The sequence below is a fragment of the Pseudomonas sp. 313 genome (assembly GCF_000316965.1).
GTDB lineage: Bacteria > Pseudomonadota > Gammaproteobacteria > Pseudomonadales > Pseudomonadaceae > Chryseomonas > Chryseomonas benzopyrenica.
In genome coordinates, this window is record NZ_ANBZ01000079.1 from 261948 (window position 1) to 288920 (window position 26973).

Sequence of the window (26973 nt, forward strand, 5' to 3'; positions counted from 1 at the left end):
CTGGAAGGCCAGCCCCGTCGGAATGCTCATTTACCGCTCGTAAACTCCGCTTCCTCAGCCATTTTCGCCTTGCTTGGCTCTAGCTCGCGAGACGTTGAACAGGCTCAGAGGGCAGGCTAGGCTGGCGCGTCATCCCAGCGGAGTCCGCCATGAGCCAAGCAGTCACCCCCGCCTTTGCCGAAGAGCCGCTCGAAGCCAGCGAGATCCGCGTCCTCGGCAGCCTCATCGAAAAGCAGCTGACCACGCCGGAAAGCTATCCCCTGACCCTCAATGCCCTGGTGCTGGCCTGCAACCAGAAGACCAGCCGCGAGCCGGTGCTCAACCTCACCCCGGGCGAAGTGGGGCAGGGGTTGCGGCGTCTGGAAGAGCGCGGCCTGGCGCGCCTGGTCATGGGCAGCCGTGCGGATCGCTGGGAGCAGCGGTTGGACAAGGCCCTGGAGCTACCGCCGCCCCAGTGGGTGCTCTGCGCGCTGCTGTTCCTGCGGGGCCCCCAGACCCTGGGTGAGCTCCTTGCCCGCAGCGGTCGGATGCATGCCTTCGACGATACCGAGCAGGTGCGCCACCACCTGGAGCGCCTGATCGCTCGCGGTCTGGCCACCGGCCTGGGTCGGCAACCCGGTCAGCGTGAAGAGCGCTATCTGCATCTGTTCGGCCATGTGGCGGAACGCGATGCCCAGGTCGCCCAGCTCGGCAGCGCCGCCGAAGGCAGCCCGTCCGCAGGAGGACGCGAAGGCCGACTGGAGGCATTGGAAGCCCGGGTCGTCGCCCTGGAAGAGCGCCTGGCGCGGCTGGAGGAGGCCACTCAGCGCGGATAGAGCGGCGGCAGGGTATCGTGCACGGCCGCGGGTGTAAGCGGCGGCAGGGCATTGATCGCCTGCCACAGCGTCTCGCCCTGCCAGCGCTGACCGGCTTCGCTGTAAAGCGCCCCATTGAGATCGTCGAGGGCAGCGGCCAGGGGCTCGAATCGCGCGCCCATGGCCGCCAGGGTTTCCGGCTGCTGCCGCGCCCAGGCGTCCAGGGCGTGGCGGGTCACATGGGGATCGTTGCTCTGGCAGGCACGGCGCAGCTCTTCGCGCTGCAGGCGACTGTCGAGATCGGGGGCCGTCGGCAGGACCGCTGGCTGGCGGCGGGCGCGCCACCAGAGGCCGAAGCCGAGCAGCGTGGTCAAGGCGAAGAAGGCCGTCGCCAACTGCCAGCGCCAGAGTCCCTTGGCATTGACGCTGGCCTGGGGAGCGACCGGAGCCGCTACGGGCTGCAGGGTCGGATCCTCGGCGACCACCAGCGGCTGAGCGGGCAGGGTGGCGCGTTCGAGGGTATCGGTCTCGGTGTTCCACCAGACCACCTCCACCGGCGGCAGGACCTTGTCCCCCGTGGACGTGGGTATCAGGGCGACCCGTTCCTCGCGCTGTCCGACCAGGCCGCGCGCCTGGGTCTGCAGGGACAGCCGCGGCTGCTCGGCATAGCGCTTCACGCCCTCGATATCGGGCAATACCAGCGGGGGCAGCTGACCGGGCGCCAGGCCTTCGGCACGCAGCTGCAGGGTGCGGGTCAGGGCGCTGCCTTCGCGGGCGTCTGCCGGCGCGGGATTCCATTGCTGCGTCAGGGTCAGGCTGCGCGCCGGCACCCAGGGGGTCTGCGGCGGATAGCTGGCCGGCTGCGGCAGGACTTCCAGGGTCAGCGCGGGGGTGCGTAACTGGATCGGCTGACCGGCACGGGAGCTGTCGTCGAGACCGCCGGCCAGGGTGGCGCTGAAGGTCTGGGGCGGCAGCACCAGGGTGCCGCTCTGCAGCGGATGGATGGCGTAGCGCCATTCGATCACGCCATGCCGTACCCCCTCGACGTCGCGCTCGTAGACCTGCGGGGTGCCCAGCAGATCCACGCGCGCCTCGCTGGGGTTGGGCGGGGTGAGCACATGGTCGTCATAGAGCGCCACGGCGTGGTAGAGGCGGATGGTCAGGATGGTTTCCGCCTGCACATAGAGCCGGGTGCGCTCCACTGCGGCTTCCAGATAGACCGGTTCGCGGGCTTGGCGCTTGGCGGCAGTGGCCTCCACGGTGACGGTCAGCGGCTGGCTGCGGGCGCCGCCCAGGGTCAGGGCGGGAATGGTCAGGGCGCCGCTGGCCTTGGGTTGCAGGGTCACGTTCCAGCGGGTGGTCACCCGCTCGCCGGGCGGCAGGCTGTTCTGTCGCACCCCGAGTACCCGGAAGTCCTGGTCCAGTGGGCCGAGATCGGGCTTGCCGAACTGGGCGGGATCGGTGGTCTCGAGAATGAGTTCCAGGGTCTCGTTCTGACTGAGCTGACTACGCTCCAGGCGCGCACTGAGATCCGCCGCCTGGACCAGGGGCGCGAGCAGCATGAGGGGCAGCAGCAACGGATGGGACTTCATTGCAGCGCGTTCTCCTCGCGTTGTTGTTGCTGGTACCAGAACTTGCGGCGCAGCAACTCGGCCGGGTTGTCGGGAATCTCTCGCAGCCATTGCTCGGCGGCCTGACGCTGTTCTTCCGCCAGGGGATCTTCGGCATAGGCCGGCGCGACGAGCCAGTCCGCGCCGGCCTGGGCCTGCTGCTGCGGACTGGCCGCAGCGGTCGCCGTGGACGGCGAGGTACTGCTGCTGGCCGGCTCGTCCGCCTGGGCGCTGCTCTGGCTGGCGTTCTGCGCCTTGCGACTGCGGGCGGCGGCCTCGGCCTGGGCCGCGGCGCGCTGGGCGAGCAGGCGTTCGAGACGGTTGCGATTACGCAGGGCAGCGGTCAGATCGGGGCGCAACACCAGCGCCGCCCGGTAGGCGCGCAGAGCCTCTTCCAGGCGTCCGGCCATGGCTAGGGCATTGCCGCGATTGTAGTGGCCGTCCGCCGACGGATCCCGGGCGAAGGCCGCGGCGGCGCCGCTGAAGTCGCCCGCGCGATAGCGTGCCACGCCGCGCCAGCGCTCGTCGGTGAAGAGGTCGGCGGCCGCCGCGGGCTGGTCGTCGGCCAGCAGCTGCAGGGCCTGTTGATCGCGGCGCAACCAGAGGTCGTCCCAGCTGCCGGCTTGGGCGGGAGGCGGCGTCAGCAACAGGCAGAAGGGCAGGCACAGCAACCAGCCGCGGCGTGCACCGCAGGCGACCAGAAGCAGTAGGGGCAGGAGCAGCAGGTAGCCCTGGTCGCGCCAGTCCGAGGGGCCCTGGCCATCGCCGGCCCGCACGGCGTCGGGGCGTTCCAGCAGACCGAGGCGACGCAGGTCGCTGTCGTCGCGCTGCAGACGTTGATAGCGCCCGCCCAGCTCGCGGGCGACGCCCTGCAGGTGGCCTTCGTTCAGTCGAGCGATGCGGATGCCGCCGGCGGCGTCGCTCAGGTAGTTGCCGGTCTCGGCTGCCACCGGGGCGCCCTGAGGCGTACCCGGACCGAGGATCGCCAGCTGGCGCAGCCGACCTTGCAACTGACGCTCGATCCCCTGCCGTTCGCGGTCATCCAGGTCGCTGGCGATGAGCAGCAGTCGGGCGCTGGCACTGGGGGCCGGGCCGAGCAACTCCAGGGCCTGGGCGATGCCCAGGTCGGCGCGCTGGCCTGGCACCGGCATGATCGACGGCCGCAGCGCCTTGAGCAGATTGTCCATGGTCGGCAGATCGTCGGTCAGGGGTACCAGAGTGTGAGCGCTGCCGGCATAGACGACGAAGGCGGTCTCGCCGTCCTGGCGCGCCTTGAGCAGGTCCTGCAACTTGCGCTGCACCGCCAGCAGGCGATTGGGGGTGACGTCGGTGGCGAGCAGGTCGGGCGTCAGCGCCAGCACCACCACCAGCGGATCGTTGCGGCGAAAGTTCTGCTGTTCGCCCTGCTGCCAGCTGGGGCCGGCCAGGGCCAGGCAGGCCAGCAGGCCGGCCAGACCCAGCAGCACCAGGCCGAGGGGCGAGCGCTGGCGCTCGCTGTCGCTGAGCAGCCAGGGTTGCAGCGCCGGCGGCAGCAGCGCCTGCCAGCGCCCGTGGCGATGGCGGCGCTGGCGAAGTGACCAGATCACCAGAGCGACCGGCAGCAGCGCCAGCAGCCACCAGGGACGCAGGAACAGCGGCAGCCAGTCGTTCATGTGGCCTTGCCTCCGCGCCGCCAGCGCCGTGGCCACGGCAGGCGGCCAAGGGCCAGGGCCAGGCCGAGCAGCAACGCCCCGGCCAGCGGCCAGGCATAGAGCTCGCGGGTGGGACGGGCCTGGTCCGGCTGCTGGCGGATGGGTTCGAGACGGTCGAGCTGGTGCGACACGGCGGCCAGTTCGGCGCTGGATCTCACCCGGAAGTAGGCGCCGTTGGTGACCTCGGCGAGGTGCCGCAGCATGGGTTCGTCAAGGTCGCTGGGCGTCGTGCCGGCACCCAGGGTATCCGGGTCGGCGCCGATGCCCAGGGTATAGACGCGCACCCGCTCGCTGGCCGCCAGGCTGGCTGCCACCGCGGGCGTCAGCACGCCGCCGTTGCTGGCCCCGTCGGTGACCAGGATCAGGGTGCGGCTGTTGTCCGGGCGCTTACGCAGGTGCTTGACCGCCAGGCCCACGGCGTCGCCCACCGCCGTGTTGCGCCCCGCGAGTCCGATCTGGGCTTCTTCGAGGAGGGCATGCACCGTGCGCCGGTCGGCGGTCAGGGGCGCCTGCAGATAGGCCTGGGAACCGAACAGGATCAGCCCGACGCGATCGCCCTGGCGGCTGTCGATGAAGCGGCCAAGCAATTGCTTGACCAGGCTCAGGCGGCTGACGCTCTCGTCGCCCAGCTGCATGTCCGGGGTGTCCATCGAGCCGGAGACATCCACCGCCAGCAGCAGGTCGCGACCGCTCACGTCCAGCGGCTGGGGCGGTCCCACCCATTGCGGCCGGGCCGCCGCGCCCAGGATCAGCAGCCAGCCCAGCAGAAAGGGCAGCAGACGGCGGGCGCCGCCCAGGCCGCCGGTATGGCGGGTGCGCCCGCCGAGGTGTTCGAGTTCACCGAGGAATTCCACACGCAGGGCCGCCTGGCCGCTGTCGGCCGCCGGCAGGAGTACGCGCAGCAGCCAGGGCAGCGGCAGCAGCAGCCACAACCAGGGCCATGCGAATTCAAACATGCTTGCGGATCCAGGTGGCGACGGCGTCCTGCAGGCCGTCGATGGCGCGGTCGTCCAGCCGGCAATCCGGGCGATAGCCGCCATCGACCAGGATCATGTAGCGCGTCAGACCGGCCGCCGGACAGCGCGAATCGAGAAAGGCCAGCCAGTCGCGCCCGCTCAGGGTCTGGCTGAGCTGATCCGGATAGCTGGCCCGGCAAAGGCGCTTGAGCAGGGCGTTCAGCGCCTGCAACCAGGGCCCGGCCGGCGCGCCATAGGGGCGCGGCAGCCGCGCCAGCTCGGCCAGGGCGGTGGTGCGCAGGTCCTCTTCGGTAGTCGGCTCGACGAGGGGCGCGCTGACCAGGGGCCGCCGACCATGGCGGTGTCGCAGAAAGAAGCCCAGCGCCACCACGACCAATACCAGCAGCCACCAGCCCGGCGCCGGTGGCCAGAAGGCCGGTTCCGGCGGAAGCCGCAGCGGCTCCAGATTCGGCAGCCCGGGCGTCACGAGGTGTACCCCGGACGGTGCTGGCGCAAGAGATGCCGCAACTGCTCGATCAGGTCGTCCGCGGTGGACAGCGGCAGCAGCGGAATGCCCAGCCGCAGACTGAGTTCCGTCCAGCGTTCGCGGCGCTGAGCGGCCTGCTCGGCATAGCCCTGGCGGACGTCGGTGCGGTCGGTATCCAATTCCACTTCCGCCTGGCCGCTGGCGAAGCGCAGCAGACCGGCCTGGGGTAGTTCGTGATCCAGAGGATCGGAAAGCGGCAGCAGGACCAGGTCACTGTGCCGCGAGAGCAGGGTGAGATGCTGCTCGGTGGCCACGTCCAGGCTGCGCTCGTCGCAGATCACCAGCGCCAGGCTGCCGGGGCGCAGCACCTCACGGGCGCGGCGCAGCACCTGGTTGAAGGTAATGCGCGGCACCTGGGCCAGGGCCGGATCCTGCAGCGCCCGATTGGCGTTGATCAGGTGATCGAAGAAGCGCAGCAGATTCTGCTTGCTGCGCCGTGGGCGGACCTCGTGCAGGCGTTCGCCGCCAAAGATCATGCCGCCGATGCGGTCGTTGTGCTCCAGCACCGCCCAGCCGATCAGCGCGGCCAGGCGTCCGGCCAGCACCGACTTGAATTGCCGGCGGGTGCCGAAGAAGGTGCGCGGACTCTGCTCCAGCAGCAGGTAGACCGGCCGCTCGCGCTCTTCGTGGAACAGCTTGGTATGGGGTTCCCGGGTGCGGGCGGTGACGCGCCAGTCGATGGCCCGTACGTCGTCACCGGGCTGATAGGCGCGTACCTGGTCGAAGTCCACGCCGCGACCGCGCAGGCGCGAATGGTGCAGGCCGATCAGCGGGCTGCGCCGTCCGGCGGCGGAAAACAGCTGCACCTCGACCACCCGGTGGCGCATCTCGATGAGCTCGGCCAGGCCCAGGGTCACGCCGTCGCGCTCGGGCATCTCAGGCCACGGCCACCAGATCGAGGATGCGTTGCACCACCCGGTCATGGTCGATGCCGGCGGCCTCCGCCTCGAAGGACAGGATGACGCGATGACGGAGGACGTCGAACACGACCGCCTGGATGTCCTCCGGGCTGACGAAGTCTCGCCCGGCCAGCCAGGCATGGGCGCGGGCGCAGCGATCCAGGGCGATGGAGCCGCGCGGACTGGCGCCATAGGTGATCCAGTGCGCCAAGTCCTGGTCGAAACGGCCCGGGGTACGGGTCGCCATGATCAGCTGGACCAGGTACTCCTCCACGGCGTCGGCCATGTACAGACCGAGCACCTCGCGGCGCGCGGCGTTGATGGCCGCCTGGGTGACGCGCTCGGTCGGCAGGGTCTCGCCGTCCAGGGCTTCGCCACGGGCCTGGGCCAGGATGCGGCGCTCCACCGAGGCGTCGGGATAGCCGATCTTGACGTGCATCAGGAAGCGATCGAGCTGGGCCTCGGGCAGCGGATAGGTGCCTTCCTGCTCGATGGGGTTCTGGGTGGCCATCACCAGGAACAGGTCGGGCAGGGGATAGGAGGTGCGGCCGATGCTCACCTGGCGCTCGGCCATGGCTTCCAGCAGCGCCGACTGCACCTTGGCCGGCGCCCGGTTGATCTCGTCGGCCAGGACCAGGTTGTGGAAGATCGGGCCCTGCTGGAAGGAGAAGCTCGCCGTGTCGGGACGATAGATCTCGGTGCCGGTGATGTCGGCCGGCAGCAGGTCGGGGGTGAACTGGATGCGGTGGAAGTCCGCTTCCAGGCCTTCCGCCAGGTCCTTGATGGCCTTGGTCTTGGCCAGCCCCGGGGCGCCTTCCACCAACAGGTGACCATCCGCCAGGACTGCGATGAGCAGGCGCTCCACCAGGGTTTCCTGGCCGAGGATCTGGCTGGTCAGGTAGGTGCGAAGCACCTGCAGAGCGTCACGGTGAGCCATGGGGCATCCTGAATACGGCGCTGGAGCGGTCAAGGGTGCTGGATTTTACTGCAAGCGGCGGCTGCCGCCCATGCCTGCGCTGACGTCGCGTCCAGAGCAGCCCTTGACGAAATTTTGACGTGCTCCTGCTCAGGCTGGGCGACTGTCGACGCGGCAGAGGTCTCGCTTCGGCATGGCGCGGTGCGGCAAGACTGGCGTGCTACCGCTGGATGGTTAAACTCCCACGCCTACCGACCGCGCCCGAGGCCTCTGCGTGGCCGATCCCGAGCCGCTGGCCACCCGCCGCGAATCCCTGCTGCTTTTGACAAGGTGTTTTCATGTCGCAAACGGAAGTCCCCCAAACCCCGCGCGCCGCGGGCGCTCGCCCGCTGCCGACGCTGGGCAGCCACCTGAGCTTCGTCCTGGGCTGCGGCCTGGCGCTGCTGGTCATGTTCACCCTGCTGCGTCTGGCGCTGCTGGGCTACAACACCGATCTGATCGGTGAGTCGCCCTTCGCGACCTTTGCCGAAGCCTTCTTCAACGGCGCCCGCTTCGACCTGCGCCTGGTGGTCTATATCTGCGCCCCCTCGCTGTTCTGCCTGTTCAGCCTGAGAGCCATGGCCGCACGCCGGCTGCAGGCCGGCTGGTTCACCCTGGCCGCCAGCCTCTGCCTGTTGCTGGGCGTCGCCGAGCTAAACTTCTATCGGGAATTCCACCAGCGGCTGAATAGCCTGGTGTTCCAGTACCTGCAGGAGGACCTGCACACCGTCACCAGCATGATCTGGAACGGTTTCCCGGTGGTGCGCCTGCTGCTGGCCTGGGCGGTGGCGACCCTGCTGCTGGGCCTGGTGTTCTTTGGCATCGAACGAGCCACCCGGCGCCATGCCGTGCTGCGACCGGCCGCCTGGTACCGCCGGGGTGCGGTGTTCATGCTCTGCCTGGTGGTGGCCGTCATCGCCGCCCGCGGCACCCTGAGATCCGGGCCGCCGCTGCGCTGGGGCGACGCCTATACCACCGATTCGATGTTCGCCAACCACCTCGGCCTGAACGGTACCCTGACCCTGATCGACGCCGCCGAGAACAGTTTTTCCGATCACCGCGACAACAGCTGGAAGGCCACCATGCCGGCCGCCGAGGCGCTGGCCACCACCCGGCAGCTGCTGCTGACCCCGCGCGATGAGCTGATCGACGCCGACAAGGCCGCCGTCCGCCGGATCTATACCCCGCCCGCCGACGGCCAGCTGCCCAAGGTGCGCAACGTGGTGGTGATCCTCATGGAAAGCATGGCCGGTCGCTACATCGGCGCCCTGGGCAATGAAGACGGCATCACGCCGAACTTCGACGCCCTGGCCAAGCAGGGCACCCTGTTCACCCGCTTCTTCTCCAACGGCACCCATACCCACCAGGGCATGTTCGCCACCATGGCCTGCTTCCCCAATCTGCCGGCCTTCGAGTATCTGATGCGCATGCCCGAGGGCGCGCACCAGTTCTCCGGCCTGCCGCAGCTGCTCAGTACCCGTGGCTTCGACGACGTCTACGTCTACAACGGCAACTTCCAGTGGGACAACCAGTCCGGCTTCTTCAGCAACCAGGGCATGACCCGGTTCGTCGGGCGCGAGGACTTCGTCAATCCGGTGTTCATGGATCCAACCTGGGGTGTCTCCGACCAGGACATGTTCGATCGCTCGGTGCAGGAACTGGACAAGCTGGCCAAGGCGCCGGACGGCAAGCCCTTCTATGCGCTCTTGCAGACCCTGTCCAACCACACCCCCTATGCGCTGCCCAAGGACCTGCCGGTCGCGCCGGTCACTGGCCACGGCTCGCTCGACGAGCACCTGACCGCCATGCGCTACGCCGACTGGTCGTTGGGTCAGTTCTTCGCCAAGGTCCAGCACGAGCCCTGGTACCAGGACACCCTGTTCGTCATCCTCGGCGACCATGGCTTCGGCAACAACGAGCAGATCACCGAGATGGACCTGTCGCGCTTCAACGTACCGCTGCTGCTGATCGGTCCGGGCGTGCAGGACACCTTTGGCGCCCGTCGCGACACCGTGGGTAGCCAGATCGACGTGGTGCCCACCGTGCTGGCGCGCTTCGGCAAGCCGACTCAGCACCAGTGCTGGGGCCGTGACCTGCTGAGCTTGCCCCAGGGCGATCAGGGCGTGGCCGTGATCAAGCCCTCGGGCAGCGACCAGACCGTGGCCCTGGTCACCGGCGATCGCATCCTGGTCAAGCCGCGCGACCGCGACGCCGTGCTCTATCGCTATCACCTGGGCACCCAGGCCGGTGGCGAGGTGCTCAAGGGCGACGCCAGTGCGCCCGAGCTGCAGAAGCGCCTGGAGGCCTTTATCCAGACCGCGACCGCCAGCCTGCTGGGCAATACCACCGGCATGACCGACAGCAAGGCTGCCGAGGCTCAGCGGCAGTAGTCTCGTCGTCCATGAAAAAGGCCGCCCGAGGGCGGCCTTTCTTTTTTGCCGGCAGCGATCAGGCCGCGATGACCACGTCTTCGGCCTGCAGGCCCTTGTCGCGCTGGATCACCGAGAATTCCACGCGCTGGCCTTCCATCAGCACTCTATGACCTTCGCCACGGATCGCGCGGAAGTGCACGAAGATGTCGTCGCCGGTGTCGCGGGAGATGAAGCCGAAGCCCTTGGAGGTGTTGAACCATTTCACCGTGCCGCGCTCGCGGTCATCGGCCAGCGGACGGGCCGGAGCGGCGGCGGCAGGGGCGGGACGCGCGGCCTGCCGCGGACGAATCTCGCTGTCGGCCACCGCGGCGTTGCCTGCCGTGGGGCGAAACTTTTCCGGCAGGCTGGCCAGAGCGGCGACCAGGGTCAGCCCCAGCGGCAGCAATTCGGCCGGCAGGCCGCCGATCTGCTCGAGGGGCGCCAGCAGGATAAAGGTCTGGGCCACGACGGCGATCACCAGCAGGGCGCTGGCGAGTTTCTGGGCACCGCTGCTGCGGCTACGGGAGAAAGGCGTGAAGAGGAGGGTGGCAAGACCCAGCAGGGCCAGATGGATGGACTCGGGTTGATCGAAGGACGAGGTGTCGGACTGCAGTCCGGGAATTGCCGATAACAGGAGCGCAGCAGCGCCCACCACGACATGGACAGTAGATAACGTGTTCAATGTGAAATCACCTTGGGATAGAGAACACGGGTCTGCCGAAACTGCCGAAACAGTGCTCGACAGCGGCGTGACCCGGCGCTAGGTGCGCGTCCTTATTAAACCCAAAAGGTGAAGGCCACTCAATCGTGGCACCGTCGCAGGTCCGCGCCTGCGACGGTGCCCGGACTCAGGCGGCGAGCAGGCTGCGCAGCATCCAGGCGGTCTTCTCGTGGGTCTGCATGCGCTGGGTCAGCAGATCGGCGGTGGGCTCGTCGTTGACCTTGTCCAGCAGCGGGAAGATGCCCCGCGCGGTGCGCACCACGGCTTCCTGACCCTGCACCAGCAGGCGGATCATCGCCTCGGCGTCCGGTACGCCTTCCTCTTCCTTGATGCTCGACAGGCGCGCATAGGCGGCGTAGGTGCCCGGTGCCGGGAAGCCCAGGGCGCGGATGCGCTCGGCGATGTCGTCCACCGCCACGGCCAGTTCGGTGTACTGCGTCTCGAACATGAGGTGCAGGGTGTTGAACATCGGCCCGGTCACGTTCCAGTGGAAGTTATGGGTCTTCAGATAGAGGGTGTAGGTGTCGGCCAGCAGGCGCGACAGGCCCTCGGCGATCTGGGCGCGATCCTGTTCGGCGATGCCGATGTTGATTTCCATGCTGATGGCTCCTGTGCGGCGGTTACGAAAGGCTCCGAGGCTATCACAGAACCGCTGGCCGTTTAGCCAGTGTTGGCATGTCGAGCTGCGTGCCCGGCTACGGTAAAATCGTGGCGGATGATATAGAATCTCCCGTTCAGTCGAGCGCCCGGTCTTGCTGGCCCGGCGCCTCCACGCATTCAGCCTGTTCTAGAGAAGCGAAACCACGACCATGATGCGCAGCCACTATTGCGGCCAGTTGAACGAGAGCCTGGACGGCCAGGAAATCACCCTCTGCGGTTGGGTCCACCGCCGCCGTGACCACGGCGGGGTCATCTTCCTCGACATCCGCGATCGCGAAGGCCTGGCCCAGGTGGTGTTCGATCCGGATCGCGCCGAAACCTTCGCCAAGGCCGACCGCGTGCGCAGCGAATACGTGGTCAAGCTCACCGGCAAGGTACGCCTGCGTCCCGAGGGCGCGCGCAACGCCAACATGGCGTCCGGTGCCATCGAGGTGCTGGGCTATGAGCTGGAAGTGCTCAACGAAGCGGAGACCCCGCCGTTCCCGCTCAACGAATACACCGACGTCGGTGAAGAGACCCGCCTGCGCTATCGCTTCATCGACCTGCGTCGTCCGGAGATGGCCGAGAAGCTGAAGCTGCGTTCGCGCATCACCTCCAGCATCCGCCGCTACCTGGACGAAAACGGTTTCCTCGACGTGGAAACCCCGATCCTGACCCGTGCTACCCCCGAGGGTGCCCGCGACTATTTGGTGCCCAGCCGCACCCATCCCGGCAGCTTCTTCGCCCTGCCGCAGTCGCCCCAGCTGTTCAAGCAGCTGCTGATGGTCGCCGGCTTCGACCGCTACTATCAGATCGCCAAGTGCTTCCGTGACGAAGACCTGCGCGCCGACCGCCAGCCGGAATTCACTCAGATCGACATCGAGACCAGCTTCCTCGATGAAAAAGACATCATGGACATCACCGAGACCATGGTGCGCAACCTGTTCAAGGAAGTGCTGGACGTCGAATTCGGTACGCTGCCGCACATGACCCTGGCCGAAGCCATGCGTCGCTTCGGTTCCGACAAGCCGGACCTGCGCATTCCGCTGGAACTGGTGGACGTGGAAGACCAGCTCAAGGACGTCGACTTCAAGGTCTTCGCCGGTCCGGCCAACGATCCCAAGTGCCGCGTCGCCGCGCTGCGGGTACCGGGCGGGGCGAGCATGCCGCGCAAGCAGATCGACGACTACACCAAGTTCGTCGGCATCTACGGCGCCAAGGGCCTGGCCTACATCAAGGTCAACGAGCGCGCCGCTGGCGTCGAGGGTCTGCAGTCGCCCATCGTCAAGAACATCCCGCTGGACAACATCAACGTCATCCTCGACCGCGTCGGCGCGGTGGATGGCGACATCGTGTTCTTTGGCGCGGACAAGACCAAGATCGTCTCCGAAGCCCTGGGCGCGCTGCGCATCAAGCTCGGTCACGACCTCAACCTGCTGACCTGCCAGTGGGCGCCGCTGTGGGTGGTCGACTTCCCGATGTTCGAGGAAAACGACGATGGCAGCCTGACCGCCATGCACCACCCCTTCACCTCGCCCAAGTGCAGCCCGCAAGAGCTCAAGGCCAACCCCGGTGCCGCGCTGTCGCGCGCCTACGACATGGTGCTCAACGGCACCGAACTGGGCGGCGGTTCCATTCGTATCCACGACAAGAAGATGCAGCAAGCCGTCTTCGAGGTGCTGGGGATCAGCGAAGCGGAACAGGAAGAGAAGTTCGGCTTCCTGCTGGACGCCCTGAAGTTCGGCGCACCGCCCCATGGCGGCCTGGCCTTCGGCCTGGATCGTCTGGTGATGCTGATGACCGGCGCCTCGTCGATTCGTGAAGTCATCGCCTTCCCGAAGACCCAGAGCGCGGCCGACGTCATGACCCAGGCGCCCGGCGCCGTCGACGCCAAGGCCCTGCGCGAGCTGCACATCCGCCTGCGCGAGCAGGCCAAGGCGGAATAAGCCTTATCGGAGGAGGGCGCCCAAGTCGGCGCCCTCCGTTTCCTTTTTCATTGCGTCGCGGCCCTTGCGGCCGGCGCAGTCTTCGTCAAGACATTGGAGTAGCTTATGGCCGGTCATTCCAAATGGGCCAACATCAAGCATCGCAAAGAACGCCAGGATGCCAAGAAAGGCAAGATTTTCACCAAGATCATCCGTGAGCTGACCGTGGCCGCGCGCCAGGGCGGCGGCGTTCCAGCCGACAACCCCCGTCTGCGCCTGGCGGTGGACAAGGCGCTCACCGCCAACATGACCCGCGACACCATCGACCGGGCCATCGCCCGTGGCGTGGGCGCCGGCGAAGGCGAGAACGTCGAGGAACTGACCTATGAAGGCTACGCCCCAAGTGGCGTCGCCATCATCGTCGAAGCCATGACCGACAACCGCAACCGTACCGCGGCCGAAGTCCGGCATGCCTTCAATAAGTGCGGTGGCAACCTGGGTACCGACGGCTCGGTCGCCTATCTGTTCGAGCGCAAGGGCCAGATCAGCTACGCCCCTGGCCTGGACGAAGACGCCTTGATGGAAGCCGCGCTGGAAGCGGGTGCCGATGACGTGGTGGCCAACGACGATGGCTCCATCGACGTCTTCACCAGCTTCGCCGACTTCATCGCCGTCAACGAAGCCCTGACCGCCGCCGGCTACAAGGCCGACGAAGCCGAGGTGACCATGATCCCCTCGACCTCCGCGACCCTGGATCTGGATACCGCGCAGAAGGTGCTCAAGCTGATCGACATGCTCGAAGACCTGGACGACGTGCAGAACGTCTATTCCAATGCCGACATCCCCGACGACGTCATGGCGCAGCTCGGTTGATGTCCCTCTACGAGCGCCTGCCGCCCGATGCGCCCGGTACCCTGGTGCTGGGCATCGACCCGGGCTCGCGGCTGACCGGCTTCGGCGTGGTGCGCGACACTGGGCGGGGCTGCGAGTACGTGGCCTCCGGCTGCATCCGCACCGGTAACGGTCCGTTGCCTGAGCGGTTGCAGATCGTCTATCGCGGTGTGCGCGACGTCATCGCCCAGTACGGGCCGGTCACCATGGGCATCGAGCAGGTGTTCATGGCGCGCAACGCCGACTCGGCGCTCAAGCTGGGTCAGGCTCGGGGCGCGGCCATCGTCGCTGGCGCCGAGGGTGGCCTGGAGATCTCCGAATACACCGCGAGTCAGGTCAAGCAGGCCGTGGTCGGCAACGGCGGAGCGGACAAGCAGCAGGTGATGCTGATGGTCATGCACCTGCTGCGGCTGACCGAAAAGCCCCAGATCGACGCCTCCGACGCCCTCGCCATTGCCTTGTGCCATGCCCATACCCGGCAGAGCCTGGTCCCCCATGGCCTGCTGGCGACTCGCCGCCGCGGCGGCCGGCTGCGTCTCTAGTTTCATCCGCTCAAACATCTCGCTCCAGAAGTAGGAAGGTATCCCTGTGATCGGTCGTCTACGTGGCACCCTGGCGGAAAAGCAGCCGCCCCATCTCCTGCTCGACGTGGGCGGAGTCGGCTATGAGGTCGAAGTGCCCATGACGACCCTTTATCGGCTGCCGGCCCAGGGCGAGGTCGTCACATTGCATACCCACCTCGTGGTACGGGAAGATGCGCACCTGCTGTACGGGTTTGGCGAAAAACGCGAGCGAGAGCTGTTTCGCGAGCTGATCCGGCTCAATGGTGTCGGCCCCAAGCTGGCCCTGGCGTTGATGTCCAGTCTCGAGGTGGATGAATTGGTTCGCTGTGTTCAGGCCCAGGACACCTCTGTCCTGGTCAAGGTGCCGGGAGTGGGCAAGAAGACCGCCGAACGCCTGCTGGTCGAGCTCAAGGACCGCTTCAAGGCCTGGGAAAATCTGCCGACCATCGCGCCTCTGGTTCTGCCGAACCAGGCCGCCGGCGCCGCCAGCGCCGAGGCCGATGCGGTCAGCGCCCTGGTCGCCCTGGGCTTCAAGCCCCAGGAAGCCAGTCGCGCCGTCGCTGCCGTGGAAGGGGAAGACCTTTCCAGCGAGGAACTCATCCGTCGCGCCCTGAAGGGCATGGTCTGATCCCATGATAGAAACCGATCGCCTGATCTCGGCCGGTGGCCGCGACCGAGAGGAATTCCAGGATCGCGCCATCCGTCCGGTGCGCCTGGCCGACTACATTGGCCAGCCGGTGGTGCGCGACCAGATGGGCCTGTTCATCCAGGCGGCCAAGGGCCGGGGCGAGGCCCTCGACCACACCCTGATCTTCGGCCCACCCGGCCTGGGCAAGACCACCCTGGCCAACATCATCGCCCAGGAAATGCAGGTTTCCCTCAAGAGTACCTCAGGCCCCGTGCTGGAGCGCCCGGGCGATCTCGCGGCGCTGCTGACCAACCTGGAAGCGGGCGATGTGCTCTTCATCGACGAGATCCATCGGCTCTCGCCCATCGTCGAGGAGGTGCTCTATCCGGCGATGGAGGACTACCAGCTCGACATCATGATCGGCGAGGGTCCGGCGGCGCGCTCCATCAAGCTGGATCTGCCGCCCTTCACCCTGGTCGGGGCGACCACCCGCGCCGGCATGCTGACCAATCCGCTGCGTGACCGCTTCGGGATCGTTCAGCGCCTGGAGTTCTACGGCACCGCGGACCTGGCCACCATCGTCACGCGTTCGGCCGGCATTCTGGGCCTTGCCATCGAAGCCGAAGGGGCGATGGAAATCGCCCGCCGGGCACGGGGCACGCCGCGGATCGCCAACCGCCTGCTGCGGCGGGTGCGGGACTTCGCCGAGGTCCGCGGGCAGGGCCATATCAGCCACGACATCGCCAGTCGTGCCCTCGACCTGCTGGACGTCGACGCCCAGGGCTTCGATCACCAGGATCGCCGTCTGCTGCTGACCATGATCGACAAGTTCGACGGCGGCCCGGTAGGGGTGGACAGCCTGGCGGCAGCCATCAGCGAAGAGCGTCACACCATCGAAGACGTGCTGGAACCCTATTTGATCCAGCAAGGCTATATCATGCGCACGCCGCGCGGGCGGGTGGTGACCCGGCATGCCTATCTGCACTTCGGACTCAACCTGCCGACGCGTCTGGCCCAGGGCGGTACGCCCGATCTGTTCGAGGTCAATGGTAACTAAATGCAGTTGCGAACATTTCTGATTGGCAACGGCGAGGCTAGGTTCTAGAGTATGCACGCGCAATCGCGGAGCCCGTCGCCGTCCGTCCTCAGGTGTCGTGTCTACTACGAAGATACCGATGCCGGCGGCATCGTCTACTACGTCAACTACCTCAAGTTCATGGAACGCGCCCGCACCGAGCGACTGCGCGCGCTGGGCTATGCCCAGTCCGAACTCGCCCGGGACGGTCTGCTCTTTGTCGTCCACAGCAGCGAAGCGCGCTACCATGCGCCCGCGCGCCTGGATGACGAACTGCTGATCGGCGCCGAGGTGGTCGAGGCGAAGCGCGCCAGCCTCAGGTTTTACCAAGAGGTGCGGCGGGCAGAAGACGAGGTCCTGCTCTGTGAAGGGTGGGTGACGGTCGCCTGCGTGCGTGCTGACAGCTTCAGGCCCCGGGCGATCCCGACGGCCATGCGAACGGTTCTTGCCGGAAATCCGGCGTCAATTCAATCAGGAGATTAAGCGTGCAACCCAACGTCGACCATATGTCCATGTGGAGCCTCGTCGCCAATGCCAGTCTGGTAGTGCAACTGGTGATGCTCATCCTGGTCGCAGCCTCTGTCACGTCCTGGATCATGATCATCCAGCGCGGCAATGCCATGCGTGCCGCCAAGCGTTCCCTGGATGCCTTCGAAGAAAAATTCTGGTCGGGCATCGATCTGTCCAAGCTGTATCGCCAGGCCGGCAGCAACCCCGACCCGGACTCCGGCGTCGAGCAGATCTTCCGCGCCGGCTTCAAGGAGTTCTCCCGCCTGCGTCAGCAGCCCGGCGTGGATCCCGATGCCGTGATGGAAGGCGTCTCGCGCGCCATGCGCGTCGCCATCTCCCGTGAGGAAGAGAAGCTCGAGCAGGCCCTGCCGTTCCTGGCCACCGTCGGTTCCACCAGCCCCTACGTGGGTCTGTTCGGTACCGTCTGGGGCATCATGAACTCCTTCCGTGGCCTGTCCACGGCGCAGCAGGCGACCCTGGCCACCGTGGCGCCCGGCATCGCCGAGGCCCTGATCGCCACCGCCATCGGTCTGTTCGCCGCCATTCCCGCCGTCGTGGCCTACAACCGCTTCGCCGCCCGTTCGGAAATGCTGATCAACCGCTACTACACCTTTGCGGACGAGTTCCAGGCCATCCTGCACCGCAAAGTCCACGCCAGCGACGAATAAAGAGGTATCCCATGGTTCCTCGCCGCCAGAAACGCAAGCCCGTCGCCGAGATGAACGTGGTGCCCTACATCGACGTGATGTTGGTGCTCCTCGTCATCTTCATGGTGACGGCGCCCATGCTCAATCAGGGCGTCAAGGTCGACCTGCCCAAGGTCGACAGTCAGGCCCTACCGCAAGACAACGACAAGCAGATCCTCACCGTCTCGGTGAAGTCCGACGGTACCTACTACTGGAACGTCGGGTCCGAGGTGGATACCGATCAGAAGGCCAAGTCCGAGACCGCCGTGTCGCTGCCGCAACTGAGTCAGCAGGTCGGTGCCATCATGCGTCAGCGTGCTGACACCCAGGTGTTCATCCGCGGTGACAAGGCTGCCAACTATGGTGTCGTCGCCGGTGCCATGGGTGCCTTGCAACAGGCCGGCGTGCCCAACGTCGGGTTGATTACCGAGGCGCCTTGATGCGACACCGCGAGCGTTCGTCGTCCGAAAGTTATTTCTGGCCGGTCATCTGGGCAGTCGCCCTGCATGTGCTGATTTTCGGCCTGCTGTTTGTCAGCTTCGCCTTTACCCCTGAATTGCCCCAGTCGCGCCCGGTGGTTCAAGCGACCCTGGTCCAGCTCAAGTCGAAGAGCTCGGCGCAGGTCCAGACCGAGCAAAAGTTGGCAGGGGAGGCGAAGAAGACCGCGGCCAAACAGTACGAGCAGGAGCAGCTGGAGCAGCGTCGCGAGCAGCAGGAAGCCCAGCGTGAAGCGGCGGCGGCCAAGGCGGCTCAGCAACAGAAGGAAGCCCAGCACCAGGCCGCGGAACAAAAGAAAGCCGACGACGCTCGAAAGGCGCAGCAAGCGGAAGCGGCGGCCAAGGCCGCCGAGGCCAAGGCTGAGGCCGAGAAACAGTCCGAGGCCGCCAAGGCGGCTGCGGAAGCCAAGCAGGCTGCCGAGCAGAAGAAGCAGGCGGACATCGCCAAGAAGAAAGCCGACGAAGCCGCCAAGCAGAAGGCGGCCGACGAAGCGGCCAAGAAAACGGCGGCAGAAGCGGCCAAGCAGAAATCGGCGGAAGAAGCCAAGCAGAAGGCCGCAGCCGAGGCTGCCAAGAAGGAAGCGGCAGCGGAAGCGGCGAAGAAGAAAGCGGCTGACGACGCCAAGAAGAAGGCTGCCCAGGCAGCTGCACGCAAGGCGGCAGAAGACAAGAAGGCTCAGGCGCTGGCGGAGCTGTTGTCCGATGATACCCAGCGGCAGCAGGCCCTGGCCGAAGAGCAGGGCGACGAGGTGGCATCGAGCTTCGATGACCTGATCGTGCGTCTGGTCAGCGAGCAGTGGACGCGTCCGCAATCGGCGCGCAACGGCATGAGCGTCGAAGTGCAGATCAACATGCTGCCGGATGGGACCATCACCAGCGCGACGGTGACCCGTTCTAGTGGCAACAAGGAATTCGATAATTCAGCGGTATCGGCCGTGCGTAACGTCGGTCGTATCCGTGAGCTGCAGCAGCTGGATCGCAAGACCTTCGATCAGCTGTACCGTCAGCGCCGCATGATCTTCAAACCGGAGGACCTGAGTCTGTGAACACCCTGATCCGTTACATTCTGCTGGGCCTGGTCCTGGTGGTGGGCTCCGCCCAGGCGGCCGATCCGCTGGTGATTTCCAGCGGTAGTGATCGCGCCATCCCGATCGCCGTCGTGCCATTCGGGTGGCAGGGTGGTCAGCCACTGCCGGAAGATCTGGCCAACATCGTCAGCGACGACATGCGCAATTCTGGGGTGTTCTCGCCGATTCCGCGCCAGAACATGCTGAGCCAGCCGAGCCAGGCCAGCGAGGTGATCTTCCGCGACTGGAAGGCCCTGGGCGCCAACTATGTGCTGGTGGGCAACGTCGTGCCCAACGGTGGTCGACTGCAGATCAGCTACGCTCTGTTCAACGTGTCCACCGAACAGCAGGTCCTGACCGGCAATGTCGGCGGCAGCACCGATCAGCTGCGCGACATGGCGCATTTCATCTCCGACCAGGCCTATGAAAAGCTGACCGGGGTGAAAGGTGCATTCTCCACGCGCATCCTCTATGTGACCGCCGAGCGCTTCTCCGCGACCAACACCCGCTATACCCTGCAGCGCGCCGACTATGACGGTGCCCGCTCGGTGACCCTGCTGCAATCGCGCGAACCCATCCTGTCGCCGCGTTTCGCGCCGGACGGCAAGCGCATCGCCTACGTCTCCTTCGAGCAACAGCGTCCGCGCATCTTCCTGCAGTACATCGATACCGGTCGTCGCGAGCAGCTGACCAACTTCGAAGGTCTGAATGGCGCTCCGGCGTTCTCGCCCGATGGCAATCGTCTGGCCTTCGTGCTGTCCAAGGACGGCAACCCCGAGATCTATGTGATGGACCTGGGCTCCCGTGCCATTCGTCGTGTGACGAATGACTCCTCCATCGATACCGAGCCGTTCTGGGGCAAGGATGGTCAGACCATCTACTTCACCTCCGATCGCTCCGGCAAGCCGCAGATCTACAAGGCCAGCGTCAGTGGCGGGGGTGCTGAGCGCGTGACTTTCGTTGGCAACTACAACGCCAACCCGAAACTTTCGGCGGATGAAAAGACGCTGGTCATGGTGCATCGCCAGGAAGGTTTCACCAACTTCCAGATCGCTGCGCAAGACCTCCAGCGCGGCTCTGTGCGGGTACTTTCCAACACCAGCCTCAACGATTCGCCCACTGTTGCGCCCAATGGCACCATGCTAATCTACGCCACCCGCCAGCAGGACCGAGGCGTACTGATGCTTGTCTCCATCAATGGTCGCGTCCGGATTCCTCTTCCCACCGCCCAGGGTGACGTGCGCGAGCCTTCCTGGTCTCCTTACCTGAACTGACGGCTAATTAGAAAAGTCCTTAGAAACACCAACATTGCGGTTCTTTTAGGAGTTACATGATGGAAATGCTGAAATTCGGCAAGTTCGCTGCACTGGCTCTGGCCATGGCTGTCGCCGTGGGCTGTTCCTCCAAGGGCGGCGACGCCTCCGGTGAAGGCGCTGGTGCTGGCGCTGGCGCCGGTGCTGTCGACCCGAACGCTGGCTACGGTGCCAACGCCGGTGCCGTTGACGGCAGCATGGGCGATGAAGCCGCTCTGCGCGCCATCACCACCTTCTACTTCGAGTACGACAGCTCCGACCTGAAGCCGGAAGCCATGCGCGCTCTGGACGTTCACGCTCGCGACCTGAAGGCCAGCGGCCAGCGCGTCGTTCTGGAAGGTCATACCGACGAACGCGGTACCCGCGAGTACAACCTGGCGCTGGGCGAGCGTCGTGCCAAGGCCGTTCAGCGCTACCTGGTGCTGCAGGGCGTATCCCCGGCTCAGCTGGAGCTGGTGTCCTACGGTAAAGAGCGTCCGGTTGCCGTCGGTCACGACGAGTCTTCCTGGGCTCAGAACCGTCGCGTCGAGCTGAAGAAGTAATAAACGATGTCCAAGCGCCTGCAGTTCTTGATCGCCCTGACCCTTGGTGTACCGGTTGTCGCCGCGGCTCAGGTTCCCGTACAGGATGGTAGTTATGGTGTTGCCCAGTCCGCTGGGCAAGGCTATGGCAACGCAGGCGCGGCCAGTGCCGGAAACGGGGCTCCCGTTTCCGGCATGGGTCAACTGTTCATGCAGTTGCAACAGATGCAGGATGACATCGCTCGCCTGCGTGGCCAGGTCGAGGTTCAGGAAAACGAGATCCGCCAGCTCAAGCAGGAAGGATTGGATCGTTACCAGGATCTGGATGGTCGACTCTCCCAGCTTTCTTCCGCTCCTGCCAATGCAGGTGCCGGAGCCGCTGCAGGCGCCGCCCAGGGTGGCGCCATCGCGGCAAACAACGCGCCAACGCCGCCTGCTTCCGCGGGGGCACCGGCCGCCAGTAGCGAACCGGGTGATCCGGCGAAGGAAAAGCTGTACTACGACGCTGCCTTCGATCTGATCAAAGCCAAGGATTTCGACAAGGCCAGTCAGGCGTTCAACGCCTTTCTGCGCAAGTATCCCAATAGCCAGTATGCGGGCAACGCCCAGTACTGGCTGGGTGAAGTGAATCTGGCCAAGGGCGATCTGCAGGCCGCTGGCCAGGCATTCGCCAAGGTCAGCCAAGCCTATCCCACCAGCAACAAGGTGCCGGATTCGCTGTACAAACTGGGTGGCGTCGAGCAGAAGCTCGGCCGCACGGATCGGGCCAAGGGCATGTACCAGCAGGTCATCAGCCAATATCCCGGAACCTCCGCTGCGCAGCTGGCGCAGCGGGATCTGAAAAGCCTGCCCTAGCGCAGGCTTTTTTCTTCTATCTCCCGCAACGGAGGCGGATGGCCTGTTTAGCCGTCACGCCCGTGGCTTCTATGCAAAAAGATACCCTACGTCTTACCGAAATCTTCTATTCGCTCCAGGGTGAGGCCCGCACCGTCGGTCTTCCCACCGTCTTCGTCCGGCTCACCGGCTGCCCCCTGCGCTGCCAGTATTGCGATACGGCCTATGCCTTCACCGGTGGTGAGATCCATCATCTCGATGCCATCCTGGAGCAGGTCGCCAGCTACCGGCCACGCCATGTCTGTGTGACCGGTGGCGAGCCGCTGGCGCAGCCCAATTGCCTCAAGCTGCTCGAGCAGCTGTGTGATGCTGGCTACGAGGTATCCCTGGAAACCAGCGGTGCTCTGGATGTCAGTGGCGTGGACCTGCGCGTCAGCAAGGTCGTCGACCTCAAGACCCCGGGATCCGGGGAAATGGGGCGCAACCTCTACGCCAACATCGCTCATCTCACACCGAACGATCAGGTCAAGTTCGTCATCTGCTCGCGTGAAGACTACGACTGGGCGGTTTCCAAGCTGATCGAATATCGCCTGGATCAGCGGGCGGGGGAGGTGTGGTTCTCGCCCAGCCATGGCCAGGTGGTGCCGCGTGAGCTGGCGGAATGGATCGTGGCCGACAATCTGCCGGTGCGTTTCCAGTTGCAGCTGCACAAGATTCTCTGGAACGACGAGCCGGGACATTGAGCATGAGTCAGCCTAAAGCGGTCATCCTTCTTTCCGGCGGCCTGGATTCCGCCACCATCGTTGCCATGGCCAAGGCCCAGGGCTTCGCCTGCTACACCATGAGTTTCGACTACGGCCAGCGCCATCGCGCCGAACTGCAGGCCGCCGAGCGCGTAGCGCGTCAGCTGGGTGTCGTCGAGCATAAGGTGATCGGCCTGGATCTCAACGGGATCGGTGGCTCGGCCCTCACCGACCCGGACATCGCCGTGCCGGAGACGCCGGGCGAGGGCATCCCCGTTACCTATGTGCCGGCGCGCAACACCGTGTTCCTGTCGCTAGCCCTGGGTTGGGCCGAGGTGATCGGCGCTCGCCATCTCTTCATCGGGGTGAACGCGGTGGATTACTCTGGCTATCCGGATTGCCGGCCGGAGTTCGTCGAGGCCTTCGAGCGCCTGGCCAATCTCGCTACCAAGGCGGGTGTGGAAGGGGATACCTTCAGGATCGAAGCCCCGCTGCAGTACCTGTCCAAGGCGCAGATCGTCGAGACTGGTACCCGGCTGGGCGTGGACTACGGTCTGACCGTGTCCTGCTATCAGGCCAACGGCGAAGGCGAAGCCTGCGGCCGCTGCGACAGCTGCCGTCTGCGCGCCGAAGGCTTCAAGGCGGCCAAGATTTCCGACCCCACCCGCTACCAGTAAAAAAATTCATCTAGGGTGTTGATTCTCCTGAGAAAATCGCTAGAATGGCGGCCACTAACGGGTCGTTAGCTCAGTCGGTAGAGCAGTTGGCTTTTAACCAATTGGTCGTAGGTTCGAATCCCACACGACCCACCATCTTCACCAGAAACCCTCCGCAAGGAGGGTTTTTGCGTTTCAGGGTGTTTGAAAGGCCGCGATCGGTACGTTTGATCCCTGGTTACACTGCCGCTTGCCCACTGAATGATGTGGCAGAGGCGTGACGATCCTTGCCGTGTCAGGCCATGAGTCGAGAAGAAGGCTTGCATACCGCAAGATCTTACGATCTGGGTGCGTTCTACTTAACCGACCCGCCACCTCAGGGTGCACTTTCTTCACACCATCACGGAGCACGGCAATGAGCCCAGATAGCAGCGAAGTGACAGAGGGTTTCCTCCTGCTAGGGTACGCAGATGCCCGGTTGTTGAAGCTTTACCGAACTGGTGAAGTGGACACCCTTGAACTGGTGCGTGATATGGCTTCGCTGACCCTCAACGCCGAGGGCAGTGGGGAAGCGGTACCTGTTTATGAGCAGACCCTTGCCTACGACTCCTTGCCCCAGGCGTGCATGAACAAGACCATTTGCCTTGCCGGAGCGAATGAGGAAGGCGCTATGGATACGCTGATTCGGCATCTTGAAGAGGGTCCCGCCGAAGGCCTTGAATTGCATCCGTTCGATGAGCATGAGCAGCGACTGGATCTGCCGGAGGAGGAGTTCGCGGATTACTCCGAAGAAGATCTGATTGAAGCCACGCGCCTGGCCATGGCGGAGCTCGCAGCTGATGAGGAGGCTAGCGGAGCGAGTTACCAGGGGCTGCCTCCCAGGTCCAAGCGCTAAGGGTTCTCGTAAAGCTGCCTTGATCAGCCTTTAGCCAAGATGGTAGGTCCTCACACCCTGCGGAGGATTGGCAACGGAGCCAGGAGCGCCTGACTGTCCGGCAGGCATTGAGCGAATGGCGTATCCAACGAAGTCTCGCTGCAAAAAAGGACGTAGTGGCAATTGGCTACTCTGACAGGTAAGGTTAATAACCTTAACATCGACCTGTGTCATTCTTAGTACCTTCTCAGCCTTTTCTCGTACGTATGACTGCCTCACGAAGACCTCCCCGCGGCGCGGGCCGCACCGCCAAGCCCGATTCGCTCCGCGCTGCCCACGAGCAGATCACCCGCAACAACGGCACGCTCGCCGATATCGCCGATCTTATCGAGATGGAGGGCAAGGCCAGGCCTGGGCGGCAGCAACCTGACCCTTCCAAGCGCTCCCGTTCCGCAGCCGACAGCCCGACCGGTACGCCCCAGGCGAAGACGGTGGAGCAGGGCAGTCATGGCTCTTTCCTCGCGCAGCCAGTGTTCGGAATCCCATTGCTGGCGCTGCTGGTTTGCACACTGATCCTGGGCGCTGCCGTCGGGGTGCCTCTCGGTGTGGTGACCTACGGAACCGCGCTCTACACGGCGGTGCTGGACGGAATGGCGATCTTCTAGGTTCTGTAAGAAAAATCGCCGAGCGAAGGTCAGGCGAGGCGAAAAAGGCTGAGGAAGCGGAGTTTACGAGCGGTAAATGAGCATTCCGAAGCCTGTTTCAACGAAGCGTCACCGAGCGTAGGCATTTTTCGTACAAAACCTAGGCAGTCTGTGGTGGGGCGTCGTGGTCGCCGCTCGGAACGAGTCGAGGGCAGTGGCTGGTTATTGCGCGTCAGGCTTCCAGAGACGCCGTAAGCTGCCGCTCCTGGCCATCCGGATCTGCCTCGGGTCTGCCCAGCAGATAGCCCTGGGCGAGCCGCACGCCCAGGTGTCGCAGCTGCGCCAACTGATCAGCAGTTTCCACACCCTCGCAGAGCACTTCCAGTTTCATGGCCTCGCCGAGCAACAGCAGGGAAGTCAGGACCTGGCCGCGCTGTTCTTCATCCTTGATCGCCAGAATCCGGCGATCAAGTTTGATCAGCTGAAAGGGCAGCTCCAGGATGGGGCCCAATCCAGCATAGCCACTGCCGAAATCATCCAGGGCCATGCGGATGCCCAGCAACTGGAGGAGGGCGAAGGACTGACGGGTCTTGGTATCTATGACCAGTTCCACGCCTTCGGTGACTTCCAGGACCAGCCGACTGGGGGCGAGACGGGAGAGCCTGAGCGCCGCGGATACCCGTTCGTGCAGCATGGGGTCGGCGAACTGCAGCGGTGAAAGATTGATGGAAACGCTCAGGTGAGGCGACCACTGGCTGGCTGCCAGGCAGGCCTCCTTCACTACCCATTCGCCCAGGGCGATGATGAAGTTGCCCTGTTCGGCCAGCGCAATGAAGATGTCCGGCGATACCATGCCGAGGGTGGGGTGGTTCCAGCGCAGCAGCGCCTCATAGCCGATCACCTGCTGCGGCTGAACGCGATAGATGGGTTGGTAGTGCAGCAGGAATTCATTACTGGCGAGTCCCTTGCGGACATCGTCCGGCGTGAGCAATGCCGCATGCTCAAGAGGCGCACCCAGGACGGCCTCGACACCACCTTCGAACACCCGATCACGGCCATCGCGTTTGGCGCGGTAGAGGGCTCGATCCGCGCAATCCAGCAGATCGTCCGCGGTACTCAAGCCGACGATGCCGCTACGCGCGATGCCTATGCTGACGGTGACATAGGTCTTGTCGTCTTGACGCCCCTGATGCGGAATCTGCAGGTCACGAATGCGTTGCAGGATGGTTTCCGCCGCAGCGAGTGCCTGAGCCGGACCGACGTGCCTTAGGATGACGACAAACTCTTCGCCTCCGTAACGGCCAACCAGGTCGCCAGCGCCTAGGCCTACTGCCAGGGTGGTAGCCACGGTGCGTAGGCATTCGTCTCCGGCGAGGTGGCCATAGTGATCGTTGTAGCGCTTGAAATGATCCACGTCGATCAGGAGCACGGCGCCTTGCTCACCTGCCAGGCGCGATTGCCAGAAGGCTTCGAGCAGCGGACGCAACTGACGGCGATTGGCGAGGCCGGTGAGCGAATCCGTTTCCGAGAGGATCTGCAGGTCCTGATTGGCCGAATTCAAGGACGCCAGGCGGACTTCTTCGCGCAACTTGTACAGATAGGTGCGACGACCCTCGACATTGAGCCAGTAACTGGCCAGAAGGGAAAAGAACGCCATCACGACGGCATTGGTGATCATCAAACCGCCCACGATGGCCGATACGGGGGCTTCGTGAACGGCGATGCAGATGACGGTTAGCGCGAAGCCGTTGAACGCAAGGGCAGGCGGCAGAGCGCTCTTCATGCAGGTGTTGACGAAGGTGAGCATCAGCGGCCAGGTGAAAATGAACAGCGTCTGGTTCATTTCCTTGCCGGCCGGGCCATTGATCACCAAGTTGTAGACCACCAGCAGACCGACGTAGAACGGTAGCAAGGCCAGAGCTTCACGCCAACGAACGGGGACTACCCGCAGCAGGCAGATGACTAGCAGTGTGAAGGGGGTGGCTATTCCCAGCATCTGGCCGGCTGCCCACGGCAGGGCATCTTCCATCAGCAGCCACCACCAGAGCAGGAAGCTGTTGTAGCTCAGGGTCCCGATGAGGAGGCAGCGCGTGAGATGGCGGCTACGCTGTTCATGGATGTCCTGATGAAACAAGCGCTCCAGCACCGGCGCGAAGGAAAAGGGCCCCACGGGCACGGCAAGCGTCTGATCGACGAGCCGACCAAGCTCTGGAGAGGTTTTCATAGGGGGTCCGGGCTGACAGGGTGAATAGCAAGGTCCGAAGGCTGACGTTTGGTGGCAATATGATGGCACTTTGTGACCGGCCTCTCGGTTAGAGATTCA

27 protein-coding genes, 1 tRNA gene and 1 pseudogene are annotated in these 26973 nt (G+C 65.1%); 19 read left to right on the top strand and 10 right to left on the bottom strand.

Annotated elements, in window-relative coordinates; genetic code table 11:
• Positions 1–149 precede the first annotated feature (149 nt).
• The gene (locus C722_RS0119385) at positions 150–815 is read left to right on the top strand and encodes a YceH family protein (protein ID WP_017642103.1); all 666 of its coding nucleotides are present in this window, start codon (positions 150–152) and stop codon (positions 813–815) included.
• Here the strand turns inward: C722_RS0119385 and C722_RS0119390 are convergent.
• From C722_RS0119390 to C722_RS0119415, 6 genes are read right to left on the bottom strand one after another with little or no spacing between them, the layout of a single operon-like run.
• On the bottom strand, positions 803–2386 hold the full coding sequence (locus tag C722_RS0119390; protein ID WP_017642104.1) for a BatD family protein: 1584 nt from the start codon (positions 2384–2386) through the stop codon (positions 803–805). The two genes, C722_RS0119385 and C722_RS0119390, sit on opposite strands and share 13 nt — an antisense overlap.
• Positions 2383–4056 (bottom strand): tetratricopeptide repeat protein, encoded by a 1674-nt coding sequence (locus C722_RS0119395; protein ID WP_017642105.1) that lies wholly within the window; start codon positions 4054–4056, stop codon positions 2383–2385. The genes C722_RS0119390 and C722_RS0119395 overlap by 4 nt, the downstream gene beginning before the upstream one ends.
• A complete protein-coding gene (locus C722_RS0119400; RefSeq protein WP_017642106.1) occupies positions 4053–5051 on the bottom strand; it encodes a VWA domain-containing protein in 999 nt (332 codons plus the stop codon). Before C722_RS0119400 ends, C722_RS0119395 begins: the two co-directional genes overlap by 4 nt.
• A complete protein-coding gene (locus C722_RS0119405; RefSeq protein ID WP_017642107.1) occupies positions 5044–5538 on the bottom strand; it encodes a DUF4381 domain-containing protein in 495 nt (164 codons plus the stop codon). The genes C722_RS0119400 and C722_RS0119405 overlap by 8 nt, the downstream gene beginning before the upstream one ends.
• Complete coding sequence (locus tag C722_RS0119410) at positions 5535–6473, bottom strand: DUF58 domain-containing protein (protein ID WP_017642108.1); 939 nt, start codon at positions 6471–6473, stop codon at positions 5535–5537. The genes C722_RS0119405 and C722_RS0119410 overlap by 4 nt, the downstream gene beginning before the upstream one ends.
• A 1-nt stretch (position 6474) precedes the next feature.
• On the bottom strand, positions 6475–7434 hold the full coding sequence (locus tag C722_RS0119415) for a MoxR family ATPase (RefSeq protein WP_017642109.1): 960 nt from the start codon (positions 7432–7434) through the stop codon (positions 6475–6477).
• A gap of 317 nt (positions 7435–7751) precedes the next feature.
• On the opposite strand from C722_RS0119415, the gene C722_RS0119420 reads away from it, so the two are divergent.
• Positions 7752–9842 carry an LTA synthase family protein gene (locus tag C722_RS0119420; protein ID WP_017642110.1) on the top strand — a complete coding sequence of 697 codons (2091 nt, stop codon included), beginning with the start codon at positions 7752–7754 and terminating at the stop codon, positions 9840–9842.
• Positions 9843–9900: 58 nt separating this feature from the next.
• On the opposite strand, the gene C722_RS26785 is transcribed toward C722_RS0119420, so the two are convergent.
• From C722_RS26785 to C722_RS0119430, 3 genes and pseudogenes are all read right to left on the bottom strand, one after another.
• Complete coding sequence (locus C722_RS26785) at positions 9901–10116, bottom strand: cold shock domain-containing protein (RefSeq protein WP_160923550.1); 216 nt, start codon at positions 10114–10116, stop codon at positions 9901–9903.
• Positions 10117–10236: 120 nt separating this feature from the next.
• Positions 10237–10545 (bottom strand): annotated as a pseudogene (locus C722_RS26845) (cold shock domain-containing protein membrane protein); the annotation flags it as partial.
• 166 nt (positions 10546–10711) lie between these two features.
• Positions 10712–11182, bottom strand: a complete 471-nt coding sequence (locus C722_RS0119430; protein ID WP_017642112.1) for a Dps family protein — start codon at positions 11180–11182, stop codon at positions 10712–10714.
• 211 nt (positions 11183–11393) lie between these two features.
• On the opposite strand from C722_RS0119430, the gene aspS reads away from it, so the two are divergent.
• The 17 genes from aspS to C722_RS0119515 all read left to right on the top strand — a co-directional run bounded on the left by aspS (position 11394) and on the right by C722_RS0119515 (position 24671).
• The gene (aspS, locus tag C722_RS0119435) at positions 11394–13169 is read left to right on the top strand and encodes an aspartate--tRNA ligase (RefSeq protein WP_017642113.1); all 1776 of its coding nucleotides are present in this window, start codon (positions 11394–11396) and stop codon (positions 13167–13169) included.
• A gap of 105 nt (positions 13170–13274) precedes the next feature.
• Positions 13275–14021, top strand: coding sequence for a YebC/PmpR family DNA-binding transcriptional regulator (locus tag C722_RS0119440; protein WP_017642114.1), 747 nt, complete (start codon positions 13275–13277; stop codon positions 14019–14021).
• Positions 14021–14581 carry a crossover junction endodeoxyribonuclease RuvC gene (ruvC, locus tag C722_RS0119445; RefSeq protein WP_007160336.1) on the top strand — a complete coding sequence of 187 codons (561 nt, stop codon included), beginning with the start codon at positions 14021–14023 and terminating at the stop codon, positions 14579–14581. The genes C722_RS0119440 and ruvC overlap by 1 nt, the downstream gene beginning before the upstream one ends.
• Positions 14582–14627: 46 nt before the next feature.
• A complete protein-coding gene (gene ruvA, locus C722_RS0119450; RefSeq protein WP_017642115.1) occupies positions 14628–15230 on the top strand; it encodes a Holliday junction branch migration protein RuvA in 603 nt (200 codons plus the stop codon).
• Between the two features lie 4 nt (positions 15231–15234).
• Positions 15235–16287 carry a Holliday junction branch migration DNA helicase RuvB gene (gene ruvB / locus C722_RS0119455; RefSeq protein ID WP_017642116.1) on the top strand — a complete coding sequence of 351 codons (1053 nt, stop codon included), beginning with the start codon at positions 15235–15237 and terminating at the stop codon, positions 16285–16287.
• Positions 16288–16338: 51 nt separating this feature from the next.
• On the top strand, positions 16339–16788 hold the full coding sequence (gene ybgC, locus C722_RS0119460; protein WP_017642117.1) for a tol-pal system-associated acyl-CoA thioesterase: 450 nt from the start codon (positions 16339–16341) through the stop codon (positions 16786–16788).
• A gap of 2 nt (positions 16789–16790) precedes the next feature.
• On the top strand, positions 16791–17483 hold the full coding sequence (gene tolQ, locus C722_RS0119465; protein ID WP_026083969.1) for a protein TolQ: 693 nt from the start codon (positions 16791–16793) through the stop codon (positions 17481–17483).
• An 11-nt stretch (positions 17484–17494) separates the two neighbouring features.
• The gene (gene tolR, locus C722_RS0119470) at positions 17495–17941 is read left to right on the top strand and encodes a protein TolR (RefSeq protein ID WP_017642119.1); all 447 of its coding nucleotides are present in this window, start codon (positions 17495–17497) and stop codon (positions 17939–17941) included.
• Positions 17938–19044, top strand: coding sequence for a cell envelope integrity protein TolA (gene tolA, locus C722_RS0119475; RefSeq protein WP_026083970.1), 1107 nt, complete (start codon positions 17938–17940; stop codon positions 19042–19044). Before tolR ends, tolA begins: the two co-directional genes overlap by 4 nt.
• On the top strand, positions 19041–20339 hold the full coding sequence (gene tolB, locus C722_RS0119480; RefSeq protein ID WP_017642121.1) for a Tol-Pal system beta propeller repeat protein TolB: 1299 nt from the start codon (positions 19041–19043) through the stop codon (positions 20337–20339). Before tolA ends, tolB begins: the two co-directional genes overlap by 4 nt.
• Positions 20340–20398: 59 nt before the next feature.
• On the top strand, positions 20399–20920 hold the full coding sequence (pal, locus tag C722_RS0119485) for a peptidoglycan-associated lipoprotein Pal (protein ID WP_017642122.1): 522 nt from the start codon (positions 20399–20401) through the stop codon (positions 20918–20920).
• 6 nt (positions 20921–20926) lie between these two features.
• A complete protein-coding gene (gene ybgF / locus C722_RS0119490; protein ID WP_017642123.1) occupies positions 20927–21754 on the top strand; it encodes a tol-pal system protein YbgF in 828 nt (275 codons plus the stop codon).
• 71 nt (positions 21755–21825) lie between these two features.
• A complete protein-coding gene (gene queE, locus C722_RS0119495; RefSeq protein ID WP_017642124.1) occupies positions 21826–22476 on the top strand; it encodes a 7-carboxy-7-deazaguanine synthase QueE in 651 nt (216 codons plus the stop codon).
• Positions 22477–22478: 2 nt separating this feature from the next.
• Positions 22479–23153 (top strand): 7-cyano-7-deazaguanine synthase QueC, encoded by a 675-nt coding sequence (gene queC / locus C722_RS0119500; protein ID WP_017642125.1) that lies wholly within the window; start codon positions 22479–22481, stop codon positions 23151–23153.
• 59 nt (positions 23154–23212) lie between these two features.
• Positions 23213–23288, top strand: a tRNA-Lys gene (locus C722_RS0119505).
• A gap of 259 nt (positions 23289–23547) precedes the next feature.
• Positions 23548–24027, top strand: a complete 480-nt coding sequence (locus tag C722_RS0119510) for a hypothetical protein (RefSeq protein ID WP_017642126.1) — start codon at positions 23548–23550, stop codon at positions 24025–24027.
• 245 nt (positions 24028–24272) lie between these two features.
• Positions 24273–24671 (top strand): hypothetical protein, encoded by a 399-nt coding sequence (locus tag C722_RS0119515; RefSeq protein WP_017642127.1) that lies wholly within the window; start codon positions 24273–24275, stop codon positions 24669–24671.
• Positions 24672–24882: 211 nt separating this feature from the next.
• On the opposite strand, the gene C722_RS0119520 is transcribed toward C722_RS0119515, so the two are convergent.
• Positions 24883–26874: a bifunctional diguanylate cyclase/phosphodiesterase gene (locus C722_RS0119520; RefSeq protein ID WP_017642128.1), complete on the bottom strand. Its 1992-nt coding sequence runs from the start codon at positions 26872–26874 to the stop codon at positions 24883–24885.
• Positions 26875–26973: the final 99 nt, after the last annotated feature.